This window comes from Streptomyces sp. NPDC007863 (genome assembly GCF_040633895.1).
Classification (GTDB): domain Bacteria; phylum Actinomycetota; class Actinomycetes; order Streptomycetales; family Streptomycetaceae; genus Streptomyces.
In genome coordinates this window covers 73,740-89,037 of the sequence record NZ_JBEYEI010000002.1, presented here as the reverse complement: position 1 = coordinate 89,037, position 15,298 = coordinate 73,740, and the positions used below count along the sequence as shown (strand labels likewise).

15 protein-coding genes are annotated in these 15,298 nt (G+C 74.1%); 9 read left to right on the top strand and 6 right to left on the bottom strand.

The features are described from left to right. Nucleotides 1–8 precede the first annotated feature (8 nt). Nucleotides 9–239 carry a hypothetical protein gene (locus ABZ621_RS03055; protein ID WP_360600088.1) on the bottom strand — a complete coding sequence of 77 codons (231 nt, stop codon included), beginning with the start codon at nucleotides 237–239 and terminating at the stop codon, nucleotides 9–11. A gap of 61 nt (nucleotides 240–300) precedes the next feature. Between ABZ621_RS03055 and map the strand changes: the two genes are divergently transcribed. After that, a complete protein-coding gene (gene map, locus ABZ621_RS03050; protein WP_360600086.1) occupies nucleotides 301–1,158 on the top strand; it encodes a type I methionyl aminopeptidase in 858 nt (285 codons plus the stop codon). 119 nt (nucleotides 1,159–1,277) lie between these two features. Beyond that, nucleotides 1,278–1,928 carry a biliverdin-producing heme oxygenase gene (locus ABZ621_RS03045; protein ID WP_360600084.1) on the top strand — a complete coding sequence of 217 codons (651 nt, stop codon included), beginning with the start codon at nucleotides 1,278–1,280 and terminating at the stop codon, nucleotides 1,926–1,928. 21 nt (nucleotides 1,929–1,949) lie between these two features. On the opposite strand, the gene ABZ621_RS03040 is transcribed toward ABZ621_RS03045, so the two are convergent. The 3 genes from ABZ621_RS03040 to ABZ621_RS03030 all read right to left on the bottom strand — a co-directional run bounded on the left by ABZ621_RS03040 (nucleotide 1,950) and on the right by ABZ621_RS03030 (nucleotide 6,056). Further along, on the bottom strand, nucleotides 1,950–2,633 hold the full coding sequence (locus tag ABZ621_RS03040; protein ID WP_360600082.1) for a PhzF family phenazine biosynthesis protein: 684 nt from the start codon (nucleotides 2,631–2,633) through the stop codon (nucleotides 1,950–1,952). 77 nt (nucleotides 2,634–2,710) lie between these two features. Continuing rightward, on the bottom strand, nucleotides 2,711–4,345 hold the full coding sequence (locus tag ABZ621_RS03035) for an HtaA domain-containing protein (protein WP_360600080.1): 1,635 nt from the start codon (nucleotides 4,343–4,345) through the stop codon (nucleotides 2,711–2,713). 211 nt (nucleotides 4,346–4,556) lie between these two features. Next, nucleotides 4,557–6,056, bottom strand: coding sequence for an HtaA domain-containing protein (locus ABZ621_RS03030; RefSeq protein ID WP_360600078.1), 1,500 nt, complete (start codon nucleotides 6,054–6,056; stop codon nucleotides 4,557–4,559). 127 nt (nucleotides 6,057–6,183) lie between these two features. Here ABZ621_RS03030 and ABZ621_RS03025 point away from each other — a divergent pair, with 127 nt between their 5' ends. The 7 genes from ABZ621_RS03025 (at nucleotide 6,184) to ABZ621_RS02995 (ending at nucleotide 13,593) form a co-directional block, all read left to right on the top strand. Continuing rightward, the gene (locus ABZ621_RS03025; protein ID WP_360600076.1) at nucleotides 6,184–7,182 is read left to right on the top strand and encodes an ABC transporter substrate-binding protein; all 999 of its coding nucleotides are present in this window, start codon (nucleotides 6,184–6,186) and stop codon (nucleotides 7,180–7,182) included. Beyond that, the gene (locus ABZ621_RS03020) at nucleotides 7,179–8,264 is read left to right on the top strand and encodes an iron ABC transporter permease (RefSeq protein WP_360600074.1); all 1,086 of its coding nucleotides are present in this window, start codon (nucleotides 7,179–7,181) and stop codon (nucleotides 8,262–8,264) included. The genes ABZ621_RS03025 and ABZ621_RS03020 overlap by 4 nt, the downstream gene beginning before the upstream one ends. Before the next feature lie 5 nt (nucleotides 8,265–8,269). Further along, nucleotides 8,270–9,094: a heme ABC transporter ATP-binding protein gene (locus ABZ621_RS03015; RefSeq protein ID WP_360600793.1), complete on the top strand. Its 825-nt coding sequence runs from the start codon at nucleotides 8,270–8,272 to the stop codon at nucleotides 9,092–9,094. A 206-nt stretch (nucleotides 9,095–9,300) separates the two neighbouring features. Beyond that, entirely contained in the window at nucleotides 9,301–10,458 is a 1,158-nt protein-coding gene (gene efeO, locus ABZ621_RS03010) for an iron uptake system protein EfeO (RefSeq protein ID WP_360600072.1), read from the top strand. After that, nucleotides 10,455–11,699 carry an iron uptake transporter deferrochelatase/peroxidase subunit gene (gene efeB, locus ABZ621_RS03005; protein WP_360600070.1) on the top strand — a complete coding sequence of 415 codons (1,245 nt, stop codon included), beginning with the start codon at nucleotides 10,455–10,457 and terminating at the stop codon, nucleotides 11,697–11,699. The genes efeO and efeB overlap by 4 nt, the downstream gene beginning before the upstream one ends. Before the next feature lie 18 nt (nucleotides 11,700–11,717). Further along, complete coding sequence (gene efeU, locus ABZ621_RS03000) at nucleotides 11,718–12,596, top strand: iron uptake transporter permease EfeU (RefSeq protein WP_360600068.1); 879 nt, start codon at nucleotides 11,718–11,720, stop codon at nucleotides 12,594–12,596. Between the two features lie 31 nt (nucleotides 12,597–12,627). After that, the gene (locus ABZ621_RS02995; RefSeq protein ID WP_360600791.1) at nucleotides 12,628–13,593 is read left to right on the top strand and encodes a hypothetical protein; all 966 of its coding nucleotides are present in this window, start codon (nucleotides 12,628–12,630) and stop codon (nucleotides 13,591–13,593) included. Between the two features lie 28 nt (nucleotides 13,594–13,621). Here ABZ621_RS02995 and ABZ621_RS02990 read toward each other — a convergent pair whose 3' ends face one another. Together ABZ621_RS02990 and ABZ621_RS02985 are read right to left on the bottom strand one after the other, a co-directional pair. Next, nucleotides 13,622–14,398, bottom strand: a complete 777-nt coding sequence (locus tag ABZ621_RS02990; protein WP_360600067.1) for a bifunctional DNA primase/polymerase — start codon at nucleotides 14,396–14,398, stop codon at nucleotides 13,622–13,624. 112 nt (nucleotides 14,399–14,510) lie between these two features. After that, a complete protein-coding gene (locus ABZ621_RS02985; protein ID WP_360600065.1) occupies nucleotides 14,511–15,134 on the bottom strand; it encodes a TetR/AcrR family transcriptional regulator in 624 nt (207 codons plus the stop codon). Nucleotides 15,135–15,298: the final 164 nt, after the last annotated feature.

Genomic DNA, 15,298 nt, shown 5'->3' with positions numbered 1-15,298 from the left:
CGGTGCCGTCAGTCCCGCTCCTCCGCCGGGCCTGGCGCGTCGTGCCAGCGCGGGTCGGTCTCCCACTCCAGGTTCCGCTCGCGGGCGGTCTCCATGGCGTGCGAGGCCTCCTCACGGGTGGCGTAGGGGCCGAATCGGTTCTTCGCCGGGCACTCGGGCCCTTCCTCGACCTTCTTGTGTTCCAGGCAGTAGTACCACTCGCCCGGCTTCGGGGCCGCGCGCTTCTTGAACAGGGCCATGGTCGTCGGCTCCTTCCTTCGGGACCATGCTGCCCCAGACGCGGTCGTTAGACTCGCTGGCATGTCTGGCCAGTCGCTTCTCGTACCGGGGGAGCTCTCCCCCGCCCGCTCCGTCCCGGGCTCGATCCGCCGCCCCGAGTACGTCGGGAAGTCCGCACCCACCCCGTACACCGGGCCCGAGGTGCAGGACTCCGACACCGTCGAACGGATGCGGATCGCCGGCCGCATCGCCGCGCAGGCGATGGAGGAGGCCGCCAAGCACATCGCCCCGGGCGTCACCACCGACGAGCTCGACCGGGTCGCCCATGAGTACATGTGCGACCACGGCGCCTACCCCTCGACCCTCGGCTACCGGGGCTTCCCCAAGTCGCTGTGCGCCTCGGTCAACGAGGTCATCTGTCACGGCATCCCGGACTCCACGGTGCTGCGCGACGGCGACATCGTGAACCTGGACGTCACGGCGTACATCGGCGGCGTCCACGGCGACAACAACGCCACCTACCTCTGCGGCGACGTCGACGAGGAGTCGCGGCTGCTCGTCGAGCGCACCCGGGAGTCGCTGAACCGCGCGATCAAGGCGGTGAAGCCGGGCCGCCAGATCAACATCATCGGCCGGGTCATCGAGTCGTACGCCAAGCGCTTCGGCTACGGCGTGGTGCGGGACTTCACCGGGCACGGCATCAACACGTCGTTCCACTCCGGCCTGATCGTGCCGCACTACGACTCGCCCCACCACACCACCGTCATCCAGCCCGGCATGACCTTCACGATCGAGCCGATGCTGACGCTCGGCACCCACGAGTACGACATGTGGGACGACGGCTGGACCGTGGTGACCAAGGACCGCAAGCGGACCGCCCAGTTCGAGCACACGCTCGTGGTCACCGAGACGGGAGCGGACGTCCTTACGTTGCCCTGACCCCCCTCGGGGGTACAACCTTTACCGACAGGTCGTCGGGAAACCAGTTGACTTAGGTAAGCCTAACCTTGCAAAATCGGGTCGACTGGTTCCCGCCCCATCGGTCTCGGAGGCACGCCTTGGACACGCCCTTCTCCACCCTCATCCGCACCGCCTCGCACGAGCAGCACACGGAGGCGGAGACCTCGTCCTTCATGGGCGACCTCCTGGGCGGACGGCTGGGCGTGGACGCCTACGCCCGCTACACGGAACAGCTCTGGTTCGTGTACCGGGCCCTGGAGGAGGGCGCGGAGGCGCTGCGCGAGGACCCGGTCGCCGGGCCCTTCATACAGCCCGAGCTCTTCCGCACCGACGCCCTGGAGGCGGACCTCGCCCATCTGCGCGGCCCGGAGTGGCGTGCCGGGCTCTCCGCGCTGCCGGCCACCGAGGCGTACGCGGCGCGGGTCGCCGAGTGCGCCCGCACCTGGCCGGCCGGTTACATCGCCCACCACTACACCCGCTACCTCGGCGACCTGTCGGGCGGTCAGATCATCCGCGACAAGGCCGAGCGGACCTGGGGCTTCGACCGCAAGGGCGACGGCGTGCGGTTCTACGTCTTCGACGCGATCGGCAACCCGGCCGCGTTCAAGCGGTCCTACCGCGAACTCCTCGACGGGGTGAACGCGGACGACCTGGAGAAGCAGCGGATCGTCGACGAGTGCAAGCGGGCCTTCGCCTTCAACACGGCCGTCTTCCGCGAGCTGGGCGGCGAGTTCCCGCTGAGCGCGTGAGCGCGTGAGCGCCCGGCGCCGCTAGCGCATCAGCGTTCTTTCGAGGCGGACCCGTCCGCCCAACTCCACGATGCCGTCAGGGCCGGGGGCGGTGAGCAGCTGCGACCCCCGGCCCTGCGTGATGTTCAGGGCCCGGCCGAGGCGTTCGGTGAGCAGCAGCGCCGCCGCGCCGGTGGCCTCGTCCTCGTCGATGCCGTCGCCGCGGCCGGGGAAGGCGCGCGCCCGGACCCGTCCCGCGGCCTCCTCCTCCCACGCCCAGGCGTAGATCCACTCCCCCGGCTCGGGCACCTCCAGGGCGTCGACCTCGGCGGCGGAGGCGTACTGCCGCAGGGTGCGCGGCGGGGCCCACGCGGCGCGGGCCTCGATCCAGGTGAACTCGCCGTCGCCGCGCACCCACACCTCTCCGGCGGGCGGGCAGATCACCTCCAGGTCGAGCAGCCACGCGGTGCCGACGAGCGGGTGTCCGGCGAAGGGGAGCCGCAGGCCCGGGGTGTAGATGTCGACGATGCCCCGCTCGGGGTCGTCGACGAACACGGTCTCGCTGAAGCCGAGTTCCTTGGCGAGCGCCTGCCGGGACGCCTCGTCGGGGTGGGTGCGCCCCTCGCGGACGACCCCGAGGGCGTTGCCGTGGCGCCCGTCGCCCGCGCAGAAGACCCGCAGGACGTCGATCTCGGTGCCGGTGCCGGTCTCGCCAGTCGTGTTCATGGCGGAATTGAACCATCCAGGGGCATGCGACAGGGCCGCACCTCGGTTCGTCCCGGGGTACGGCCCTGTCGGCGCGGTCAGGCCTCGGTGCCGGTGCCGGTGCGGCGGCGGGCGGCGACGACGACCGCACCGCCGGCGGCGACGATCAGCGCGGCGGCACCGGCCAGGAGGCCGGTGGGGGCGGAGGAGCCGGTGGCGGCGAGGACACCGGAGCCGCCGGCGGTCCCGGCGCCGCCGGCCGTGCCCGCGCCCCCGACCGTGCCGGCGCCGGTGGTGCCCGCACCGGTCGTCCCCGTGCCGGTCGTGCCGGTGGAGCCGGTGGTGCCGGTGGAGCCCGTCGTGCCGGTGCCGGCGGTCGGGAGGACGGCGTCCTCGTCGAGCGCGAGGGAGACCGTCACCGGGTCCAGGGCGAGGCCGGCGTCGTAAGAGGACGCGCCGCCGGGGGCGGCGAAGAGGGCGGCGCCGTCGACGGTCAGCTTCGCGGGCAGGGCCGCGAGGGTGACGACCTCGTCCTTCGGGGTCCAGTCCGCCTTCGTCAGGTCGAGCTCGGCGAAGCGCACGGCCTTCTTGGTGCCGGAGGCGGTGGTGACGTCGGCGGTGAGGGTGCCCGTGGTGCCGCTCGCGGAGAGCTTCACGCCGCCGATCCGCCAGTCGATGCCGTGCGCGGCGCAGACGAAGTCGACGCGGCCGGTGAAGGAGGCGGTGAGGGTACGGGCGTCCGCGTCGAGCTCGGCCTCGTCGACCTGGAAGGCGTACGCGGAGCCGGACTTCGCGGCACCGGCGGCCGGGGTGACGGTGCCGCCGCAGCGCTCGGAGACGTACACCCGCCAGCGCTCCAGGACGCCCCAGGTGAGCCGCCCGGCGACCACGCCCGGCTCCTCGGCGGTGGCGGTCGCCGTCGCGGTGGCGGTGGCGGTCGCGGTCGCGGTCGCGGTCGCGGTGGGGGTCGGCGCGGTCGTCGTGGGGGCGGTGGTGGTCGGGGCCGTGGTGGTCGGGGGCGTGGTCGGCGGGGTCGTGGGCGGCGTGGTGGTGGGCGGCGGCGTGGTGGGCGGGGTGGTCGGGCGGGCGCCGGCCTTCACGGTGAGGGTGGCGGCGTCGAGGGCGTCGCCCTCCTTGTAGAAGCCCGCGAAGGCGGCGGCGCCGTCCTTGGTGAGCTCGGCCGGGATGTCCTTGAAGACCATCGCGCCGCCGGCGCCCTGGCCGGGCCGGACGCCGCTCATGTCGAGCGCGGCGAAGGAGACGTCGTCGCGGGTGGTGAAGGAGCCGTCCTTCTCCTTGGTGACGACGTCGGCGGTGATCTCGCCGGTCGGCGCGGCCGAACCGGCGGTCTTGAGCCGGACGTCCGAGATGCGGATGTCCAGGACGCCCTCGTGGGCCTCGAAGTGGACGCCGCCCTTGAAGGCGGTGGCGGTCGCGTGGCCGGTCGTGTCGTAGGTGCCGGCGCCGTCGACGAAGGTGAAGACGCCGTTGCCCGCGGCCTGGGTCGCGCCGCCCTCCGTCGTCGTCCTGCCCTTGGCGAAGGGCTGCGCGAGGTAGGTGCGGAAGGACTGCTTGATGCCCCAGTCGAGGGTCCCGTCCACGAGCGGCAGGGGCGGGGCCGGGGTGTCGGCGGCCGCCGCGGGGAGCGCGAGCGTCAGGGCGCCGGCGCCGAGGGCGGCGGCCGTGGTGACGGCGGCGGCCAGAGTGACGGGGCGGCGCGTACGGGTGGCCATGTCGGGGGTCTCCTAGGCGGGAACGGGGGGTTCGGGGGGTGTACGGGGATGTACGGGAGCGCACGAGGGTGCGGGGTGCCGCCGCACGGGCGTCTTGCGCGGGCCCGTGCGGAGGACTTCGGGACTTCGGGACTTGGGGACTTGGGGACTTGGGGACTTGGGGACTTCGGGACTTGGGGACTTGGGGACTTGGGGACTTCGGGGGTGGAGGTCAGTCGGTGGGCTTGGACGCCTCGCCGCTCTCGGGCGTCTCGGGCGTCCCTGCCACCCCTGCCACCCCTGCCGTCTCCGCGGTACGGCGCCTGCGCAGGAGGGCGTACGCCATCGCGGCGGCGGCGAGGACGCCCGCGCCGATGCCGGCGTAGACGCCGACGGGGGCGCCGGAGTCCGAGGAGGAGGAGGAGGAGGCGGTCACCGGCGCGGGCGCGGTGGAGGCGGAGGCGGAGGGCGAGGGCTTCGCGGAGGGCGTGGCCGCGGCGGTGGGCTCGCTGCCGAGGTCGGGCAGGGCCGGGAGCGCGGCGGTCTCGTCGACGGAGACGGCGAGGGAGACCGGGTCCATCGCGGTGCCCGCCTTGTACATCCCGCCGAAGGCGCGGGCGCCGCCCTCGGTGAGGGTGGCGGGTGCCTCGGTGACGACGGCGAGGCCGTCCTTCGGGGGGAGCCGGCCGGCGGCGAAGGTGACGAGGGGGACGGCCTTCTCGGTCTTCCCGGAGCTCGTGACGTCGGCGGCGAGGGTGCCGGTGCCGCCGGTCACCCGGACGGTGACCTCGCCGAGGGTGAGGTCGAGGTGGGTGCCGGTGAAGCGGACGCTGCCGGCGAAGGCGGCGTCGAGGGTGCCGGCGGCCGGGTCGTACGTGCCCTTGCCGGAGGGGAAGCGGAAGAGGGCTCCGCCGTCCTGGGCGCCGTCGGCGAGCGTCCACTTCCCCTGCGCGATGGTGCCGGTGACGTACTCGCGGAAGGTGCGGCGCACGCCCCAGTCGACGGCGGCGGTGTGCAGCGCGGCACCCGCCGTCGCCGTCGGCTTCGCCTTCGCCTTCGCCTTCGGGGAGGCCGTGGGCGCTGCCGAGGACGGCGTCGCGGAGGGCGTCGCCGTGCGCACGTCGACCGTGAGGCTCAGCGGGTCGAGCGCCGTGCCCGCCGGGTAGTAGCCGGCGAAGGCGGTCGCGCCCTGGGCGGTGAGCGTGGTGGGGACGTTCGCGAGGGAGACGGGGCCGGTGGCGCCGCGCATGTCGACGCCGCCGAGGTTCAGGGTGGCCAGCGGGACCTGGGAGCGGACGGTCAGGGCGCCGCTGCCCTTGGCCTTGCTCGTCACGTCGGCGTAGAGGGTGCCGGCGCCGCCCTGGATCCGGATCCGGGGCCGGCCGATGGTGAGGTCGAGTTCGTTCGTGCCGTCGGCCTTGCGGTGTCCGGTGAAGTGGACGCCGCCGGAGAAGGCGGCTTCGAAGGCGCCGGTGGCGGGGTCGTACGCGCCCTGCGCGGAGTGGAAGCGGTACTGGGAGCCGACCGTGGCGGCGCCGCCGGTGAGGCTCCAACTGCCTTGCGCGATGGGCCCGGTGACGTAGCCCTGGAAGGAGGATTTGATGCCCCAGTCGAGCCTCCCGCCCTGGACCGGCCGGCTCTCCGCATGGGCGGCGGCGGCCGGGACGAGGGCGGCGAGCAGGGCCGCGAACAGGGTCACGGCGAGTGCGCGGCAGGGTCTGGACAGCAGCATGGAGCACCCCTCCGAGGGCTAGCAGGTGAGGTAAGGCTAACCTAAGCTACATCCGGTCCCGGCGGGAACCCTTCCCCCCGAACGCCGGGTGACGAACCTCCGAAGCGGAACGACAGGACGGTGTCCGGTGCGCAGAACTCGCCTCGCGGGAGCGCTGACAGCAGTAATCGCCCTCGCCCTCACGGCGACCGGATGCGGCGGCGGCGCCCCGAAGGCCGCCCCCGGCGCGGTGGCCGCGGCCGACCCCGACCGGGTCGAACCGCTCCCCTCCCCCGCCTCCCCCCGACTCCCCGTCACCGTCCCCTCCGCCGACGGCCGGCAGGTCACGGTCGCCTCGGCCGAGCGGATCGTGCCGCTCAGCGGCTCGCTCAGCGAGCTCGTCTTCACCCTCGGCCTCGGCGACCGGGTGGTGGCCCGGGACGTCACCGCCACCTTCGAACAGGCCGCGGACCTCCCGGTGGTGACCCGCGCCCACGACGTGTCCGCCGAGAGCGTCCTCTCGCTCAAGCCGACGCTCGTGCTCGCCGAGTCCACCACCGGGCCGGCCGAGGCCATCGCCCAGATCCGCGACGCGGGCGTCCCGCTCGTCGTCGTCCCGGCGGCCAAGGACCTCGGCGACGTCGACGACCGCATCGACGACGTGGCCGCCGCGCTCGGCGTCCCCGCCTCCGGCGCACGACTGCGCGAGCGGACCGGCGAACGGATCGCCGCCGTACGGGAGAAGATCCCCGCCCGCGCCGAGAAGCCCCGCGTGGCCTTCCTCTACGTGCGCGGCTCGGCCGCCGTCTACCTCCTCGGCGGCGCCGAGTCCGGGGCGAGCTCGCTCCTGGAGGCGGCCGGCGCGGTCGACGCGGGCAAGGAGTCCGGGCTCACCAAGGACTTCACCCCGATCACCAGCGAGGCCCTCGCCCAGGCCGCGCCGGACGCCATCCTCGTCATGACCAAGGGGCTCCAGTCCGTCGGCGGGGTCGACGGACTGGTGAAGATCCCCGGCGTCGCCGAGACCCCGGCCGGCGCCGGCCGCCGGGTCGTCTCCGTCGACGACGGCGTACTGCTCAACTACGGGCCGCGCACCGACCGGGTGCTCGCCTCGCTCGTGGACCAGCTGTACGGGGGCACCCGGTGACGGCGCTCCAGGAGCGGCCCGTCCTCCCGGCCGCGCGGGAGTCCGCGCCCCAGCGCCGGGGCCGCACCGCGCTGCTCACCGGCGGACTGCTCGCCGCGCTGCTGCTGCTCGCCCTGGTGTCCGCCGGCATCGGCGCGTACGACATCCCGCTCGGCGACGTCCTCGCCTCCGTGCGGCACCGGACCGGTCTGGGCGGGCACGCGCTCGACCGGACCGCCGAGAGCGTGCTGTGGAACATCCGGCTGCCCCGGGTGGTCCTCGCCCTCCTCGTCGGCGCCTCCCTCGGCTGCGCGGGCGCGCTGATGCAGGGCGTCTTCGGCAATCCGCTCGCCGAGCCCGGCGTCATCGGGGTCTCCTCCGGCGCGGCCGTGGGCGCGGTCGGCGCGATCGTGCTCGGCGCGGGCTTCCTCGGCACCTGGACGGTGTCCGCCTTCGCCTTCGCGGGCGGGCTCGTCACGGTGGTCGCCGTGTACGCGATGTCCCGCTCGGGCGGCCGGACGGAGGTCGTCACCCTGATCCTCACCGGCATCGCCGTGACCGCCTTCGCGGGCGCGCTCATCGGCCTCTTCATCTTCTTCGCGGACAACGCGCAGATCAGCCAGATCACCTTCTGGCAGCTGGGTTCGCTGGCGCAGGCCACCTGGCCGAAGGTGCTCGCGGTGCTGCCGTGCGCGCTGTTCGGCCTGGCCGTCGCCCCGCTGTACGCGCGCCGGCTCGACCTGCTCGCGCTCGGCGAACGGCCCGCCCGGCACCTGGGCGTGGAGGTGGAGCGGCTGCGGATCGCGCTGATCCTGGTGGTGGCGCTGCTCACGGCGGCGGCGGTCGCCGTCTCCGGCATCGTGACCTTCGTCGGCCTGGTCGTCCCGCACGTGCTGCGGATGGCGAACGGCCCCGGGCACCGCTTCCTGATCCCCGGCAGCGCGCTCGGCGGCGCGGTCGCGCTCGTCGCCGGCGATCTGGCGGCCCGCACCCTCGCGGCCCCCGCCGAACTCCCCCTGGGCGTCCTCACCGCCCTCATCGGCAGCCCGTTCTTCTTCTGGCTGCTCCGCAGGACCCGTCGGAAGCAGGGTGGTTGGGCGTGATCGGCGTGTTCGGAAGGCGTACGAGGGAGCTGCCGGACCCGGTGGAGCCCGGCGGGCTGGTCGCCGAGGCGGACGGGGTGCGGGTGGTGCGCGGCCGGCGGGCCGTGCTCGACGGGGCCCGGATCGCGGTGCGCGCCGGGGAGGTGCTGGCCCTGGTGGGGCCGAACGGCGCCGGGAAGTCGACCCTGCTGTCGGTGCTCGCCGGGGACCTCGCGCCCGAGGCGGGGACGGTACGGATCGGGGGCCGGGCCGCCGGCGACTGGAGCGCGCCCGGACTGGCGCTGCGGCGGGCGGTGCTGCCGCAGTCCGCCGAACTGTCCTTCCCGTTCCCGGTCGCGGAGGTGGTCCGGATGGGCCGGGCCCCGTGGGCGGGCACCGGGCGGGAGGCACAGGACGAGGCGGCGGTGGCGGAGGCGATGGCCGCGACCGAGGTCGCGGAGTTCGCCGCGCAGCCGTTCTCCGCGCTCTCCGGCGGCGAGCGGGCCCGGGTGGCCCTGGCCCGGGTGCTGGCCCAGCGGACCGGCCTGCTGCTGCTCGACGAGCCGACGGCCGCGCTCGACCTGCGCCACCAGGAACTGGTGCTGCGGGTCTGCCGGGAACGGGCGGCGGCGGGGGACGCGGTGGTCGTCGTCCTGCACGACCTGGGGCTCGCGGCGGCGCACGCGGACCGGGTGGGCGTCGTGCACGGGGGCGGGGTGGCCGCCGACGGGCCGCCCGCCGAGGTGCTCGGCGAGGAGCTGCTGAGCCGGGTCTACCGGCAGCCGGTGGAGGTCTTCCCGCACCCGCGGACGGGCGTCCCCCAGGTCGTGCCGCGCCGGGACGCCCCATGAGGCCAAAACGGCACAAACCACCCCGCTTGACCGGTGCTTGACCCGGCGATGGGGCGGTCATGGCTCGTCCGTGACCACCCCGTGTCCGATCCGCCGGACGTGAGAGTCACGTCACTGGACGAGGGGGTTTGACTGAGGTAAGCCTCGGTTAAGTTAGGTCCGCCTCAGCGGCAACCCACCGTCCGATCGCCCGTTCTGGAGCCCTCATGCGAGCCGTCCGCACCACCGCCGTCACCGCCCTGGCGGGCGCCGCCGTCCTGGCCGCCGTCACCGGATGCACCGCGAAGAGCGACGCCAAGGCGGACGGCGACGGAGTCACCGTCACCGCCAAGGACGACTCCTGCGAGGTGTCGAAGAAGGAGTTCCCGGCCGGCCACGTCACGCTGAACGTGGAGAACCGCGGCTCCAAGGTCACCGAGGTCTACGTCCTCTACCCGGACGACCGGATCGTCACCGAGCGCGAGAACATCGGCCCCGGCACCAAGGCCACGCTCACCGCCGAGATCAAGGCCGGCTCGTACGCCATCGTCTGCAAGCCCGGCATGACCGGCGCCGGCATCCGCCAGGCCGTCACCCTCACCGGCGGCGACGTCTCCGCCCCGAAGCGCTCGCCCGAGATGGACGCCGCCGTCGCCGCGTACCGCCAGTACGTCCAGGCCCAGGCCGAGGAGACGCTGCCGAAGGTGAAGGTCTTCACCGACGCCGTCCGCGCCGGCGACCTGGAGGCCGCGAAGAAGGCGTACGCCCCCTCCCGCATCGGCTGGGAGCGCACCGAGCCGGTCGCCGAGTCCTTCGGCGACATCGACCCGAAGGTCGACGTCCGCGAGGACGGCCTGGAGGAGGGCCAGGACCCGGCGAAGGACTGGACCGGCTGGCACCGCCTGGAGAAGGCGCTCTGGCAGGACAAGAAGATCACCGCGCGGGAGAAGCAGCTCGCCGACCTCCTCGACAAGGACCTGGCGGACTGGGTGAAGCGGGTCGGCACCGCCGAGATCACCCCCACCTCGATGGCGAACGGCGCCAAGGAGCTCCTCGACGAGGTCGCCACCGGCAAGGTCACCGGCGAGGAGGAGCGCTACTCCCACACCGACCTGGTCGACTTCAAGGCCAACGTCGAGGGCGCCCAGAAGTCCTTCGACCTGCTCAAGCCGGTCGCCGCGAAGAACGACGCCGCGCTCGTCGCCGAACTGGACAAGCAGTTCGCCGCGCTGAACACGCTGCTCGACACGTACCGCGCCGACAGGACCGGCTACGACTTCACCTCGTACGACAAGGTCGGCGACGCCGAGCGCAAGAAGCTGTCGGACGGCGTCAACGCGCTGGCCGAGCCGCTCTCCAAGCTCGCCGCGGCAGTCGTCAAGTGACCGCCGGAACCGGCGGCCCCGCCCGCCGCACCGTCCTCGCCGCCGGCGGCGGTCTCGCCCTCGGTGGTGCCGTCGCCGGCGCCGCCGTGGCGCTGACCCGCGACGGCGACGCCACCGCGCCCGTCGCGGACGGCGGCGCCGCCGTCCCCTTCCACGGCCCGCACCAGGCCGGCATCGCCACCGCCGTCCAGGACCGGCTGCACTTCGCCGCCTTCGACGTCACCACCGACGACCGCGAGAAGCTGGTGAAGCTCCTGAAGGAGTGGACCCGGGCCGCCGAGCGGATGACCGCCGGCCGCGAGGTCGGCGAGGGCGCGTACGGCGGCGTCCCGGAGGCGCCGCCGGACGACACCGGCGAGGCGCTCGGCCTCAAGCCGTCCCGGCTCACCCTCACCGTCGGCTTCGGCCCCTCGCTCTTCGACGGGCGGTTCGGGCTGAAGGACAGACGGCCCGGGGCCCTGGTGGAGCTGCCCAGGTTCCCGGGCGACAACCTCGACCCGGCGCGCAGCGGCGGCGACCTGTGCGTGCAGGCCTGCGCCGACGACCCGCAGGTCGCGGTGCACGCGATCCGCAACCTCGCCCGGATCGGCTTCGGCACGGTCGCGGTCCGCTGGTCCCAGCTGGGCTTCGGCAAGACGTCCTCGACGACCCCGGACGCGCAGACCCCGCGCAACCTCTTCGGGTTCAAGGACGGCACCCGGAACGTCTCCGGCACCGACACCGCCGCCCTCGACCGGCACGTCTGGGTCGGCGCGAAGGACGCCACCGGCGGCGGCGCCTGGATGGCGGGCGGCTCCTACCTGGTCGCCCGGCGGATCCGGATGAACGTCGAGACCTGGGACCGCACCCCGCTCGCCGAGCAGGAGGACATCTTCGGCCGCGACAAGAAGGAGGGCGCGCCCGTCGGCAAGGCGAAGGAGCACGACGAGCCGTTCCTCAAGGCGATGAAGCCGGACTCGCACGTGCGGCTCGCCCACCCGGACGCCAACGGCGGCGCGATGCTGCTGCGCCGCGGCTACTCCTTCACCGACGGCACGGACGGCCTGGGCCGCCTCGACGCGGGCCTGTTCTTCCTCGCGTACCAGCGGGACGTGCGCTCCGGCTTCGTCCCGGTGCAGACCGCGCTCGCCAGGGCGGACGCCCTCAACGAGTACATCCAGCACGTCGGTTCCGCGGTCTTCGCCGTCCCGCCGGGCGTCCGCGACGCGGACGACTGGTGGGGCCGCGCCCTTTTCTCGTAACCCTGGGAGGTATCCGCCGTGTTCGGCAACTACCTGATCGGCCTCCGCGAGGGTCTGGAGGCCAGCCTCGTCGTCTGCATCCTCATCGCCTACCTGGTGAAGACCGGCCGCAGGGACGCCCTGAAGCCGATCTGGACCGGCGTCGGCGTGGCCGTCGCCCTCGCGCTCGCCTTCGGCGCCGGCCTGGAGTTCGGCTCCCAGGAGCTGACCTTCGAGGCGCAGGAGCTGCTCGGCGGCTCGCTGTCGATCCTCGCCGTGGTCCTGGTGACGTGGATGGTCTTCTGGATGAGGAAGACCGCCCGGCACCTGAGGGCGGAGCTGCACGGCAGGCTGGACGCGGCCCTGGCCATGGGCACCGGCGCGCTGGTCGCCACCGCCTTCCTGGCCGTGGGCCGGGAGGGCCTGGAGACCGCGCTGTTCGTGTGGGCGTCGGTGCGGGCCTCCTCCGACGGCAGCCACGCGCCGCTGGCCGGCGTGGTGCTCGGCCTGCTGACGGCGGTGCTGCTCGGCTGGCTGTTCTACCGGGGCGCGCTCCGGATCGACCTCGCGAAGTTCTTCACCTGGACCGGCGGGATGCTGGTCGTGGTCGCGGCGGGCGTCCTCGCGTACGGCGTGCACGACCTCCAGGAGGCCCGCTTCCTCGGCGGTCTCGCCGACAAGGCCTTCGACGTCTCGGCGACGGTCCCGCCGGACAGCTGGTACGGCACGCTCCTCAAGGGCGTCTTCAACTTCCAGCCCGACCCGACGGTCCTTCAGGTCACGGTGTGGGCGCTGTATCTGGTCCCGACGCTCGCGCTCTTCCTCGCCCCGATAGGGTCGGGTCCGTCCGAGCGCGTGGAGAAGCAGAAGGCGACCGATGAGAAGGCTGAGGCTGGAGCGGCAGACCCGGCGGTCTGAGGTACGGCGGGGACGGCGGCCCTCCCGGGCCCTGGCGTCCGTCGCCGCGGCGACCGTCGTGGCGCTGACCGCGAGCGGCTGTGTGACCGTCCACGGCGAGACCGCGGTCGTGCCGGGGGCGACGCCCGAGGAGACCTCGGCGGCGCTCGCCGGTTTCGTCACCGCGTTCAACCGGGCCGACAAGGCCAACGACCCGTCGCTCGACGCCGCCCAGGTGACCGGCGCGCTGGGGGCGATCAACCAGGCGGGCCTGAAGTCGAAGTCGGTGACCCGGCCGGAGGGCAATCCGGACCACGAGCCGCTGGAGCTGCGCGACCCCCGCTTCCTGGTCCCCAGGAAGGCGGGCTGGCCGCGCTGGTTCGTCGCCGACACCGACTCCAACCGCGACGACGGCACGCAGCAGGCGGACAACCGCTGGCTGGTGGCCTTCGTCAAGAACGGCCCCGAGCAGCCGTGGAAGGCCGCCCACCTGGTGATCCTCGGCCGGGACGAGGTGCCCGAGTTCGCCGAGGAGGAGGGCGACGAGGTGGCGTTGGCCGCCGGCTCCGACGCGGTGGCGGTCGCCCCCGGCGTGCTGAGCGAGCGGTACGCCGCGTACCTCAAGGACGGCGGTACGAGTCCCTTCGCGGCGGGCGCGCACACCAGCGAGTGGCGTGAGAAGCGGGCCCGTACGGCCTCGCGGCCGGGCCTGGCGACCCAGTGGATCGACCGCGCCGCCGACGCGGGCGACTTCGCGCCGCTGGCGCTCGCGACGAAGGACGGCGGGGCGCTGGTCTTCTTCGCCAGCCGCCACTTCGAGCGCCAGACGACCGCCAAGGGCTACCGCCCGAAGGTGGGCCCGGAGCTGAAGGCCCTGATGAAGGGCGAGATCGTGAACACGGTGACCAAGGAGTGGGTGTCGAGCCAGGTCGTCCTGGTGAAGCCGGCGGGCACGGCGAAGGACGCGGTCGTCTTCGCGGGCCGGCTCCAGGGCGTGGTCGGCGTCGAGGGCTCGTGACGCGACCCCGGCCGACGGGGCGGGCGGGTCAGCGGGTGAGGGGCCAGGCGACGTCGTGGGCGTGGTGCTCCTCGCCCTCGGCCTCCCGCTCGGCCGCGTGCCGGGCACAGGCGTCGGTGAGCGTCTCCAGGAGGTTCAGCGGGTCGGGCAGCGCGTGCTCGGGTCCGCGGACCCAGCCGACGACCGGGTGGCCGGCCTCGTCGCCGGGGAGCCGGGCGGGCGGGACGAGGACGTAGCTGCCGCGGCAGTGCCAGCGCAGGCCCGGATGCTCGTCCATGGTCTCGGGATGGCAGTCCAGCTCGCAGGGCCACCACTCGTCCTCGTCCTCGGGGGTGCCGCGGGTGGCGGTGAAGAAGAGCATCCGGCCGCCGTCGCCCGCGCTGTCGGGGGACTCGGCGACCGGTCCGACCTCGACGCCCTCGGCGAGGAGCCGGTCGAGGGCGGCGCGGCCGGCGGCCAGCGGCACGTCGAGGACGTCGTGGACCATGCCGGTGGCGGTGACGAAGTTCGCCGCGGGCTCGTTCCGTACCCAGCGCTCGATCTGCGCGCGGTCGGTGGTCGACTGGGTCTGCCAGGCGAAGGAGACCGGGTGGCGGGCGGGGGTGGGACAGCCGATCCGCTCACAGGAACAGCTGTAGCCGACGGGGTAGGCGGCGGGGGCCAGGGGAAGTCCGGCGGCGGCGATGGCCAGGAGCAGCGTCTCGCGGGTGTTCCCGTCGTCGGCCGCGGTCCGTTTGGGGCGCCTGCGCAGCCACTGTGCGAGTTTGCTCTCCGTGCCGCGGTAGCGGCCGATGCCGTCGCCCATCTATCCCCTCACACCTCATGCTCGCCCGTTCGGCTCTGCCCATGGTCCCACCATCCTGCTCCCCGGGTGACCGGAGTGGGGAACCAGGGGCCGGTGACGACGCTCACGCTCGTCACGGCCGGGGCGTGAGGCCGCGCAGCGCGTGGTCGACGAGGGCGTCGGCGTAGGCGTGGGTGAGGGGGCCCGTGCGGTGCAGCCAGCGGTGGTGGAGCGGCCCGACGAGGAGTTCGGTGGCGAGCCGCGCGTCGACGGCCGGATCGACCTGCCCGGCCGCCCGGGCCGCCTCGATGCGCCGGGCGAAGACCCGCAGCTGGGGTTCGAGGAGCGCCTCGGTGAAGCGGGCGCCGAGCGCGGGATCGGTGGAGCCCTCGGCGGCGAGCGCCCGGGTGGGGGCGTCGTACCGGGGGTTGTTGAGCTCGTCGACGGTGGCCCGCAGCACGAGCCGGAGGTCGGCGGCGAGGTCCCCGGTGTCGGGCAGCTCGGTCTGCCCGGGGTCGGCGCCGGCCTCCTCGGCGGCGCGGGCGGCGAGGTCGAGGAAGGCGTCGAGGAGCACGGCCGCCTTGGAGGGCCACCACCGGTAGATGGTCTGCTTGCCGACGCCGGCGCGGGCGGCGATGCCCTCGACGGTGGTCTTCGCGTAGCCGGTCTCGGAGACGAGGGCGAGGGCGGCGTCGAAGATGGCGCGCCGGGAGCGCTCGCTGCGGCGGGAGGCGTCGGGGGCCTTGGTCTCGGACATGGCGCCGAATCTACCAGGGGCGAGACGGAGCGTCTCGTCGACTGGTGCGGGGAGGGGTCGCGGGGCGGCGGCCGGCCCCCCGGATGTCGATCGCGTGTACGGAAAGCGAACCACCCGAACGGTCCACTGCGCGCGGGGCCCCGAAAGCGGACCATGGCTCCACC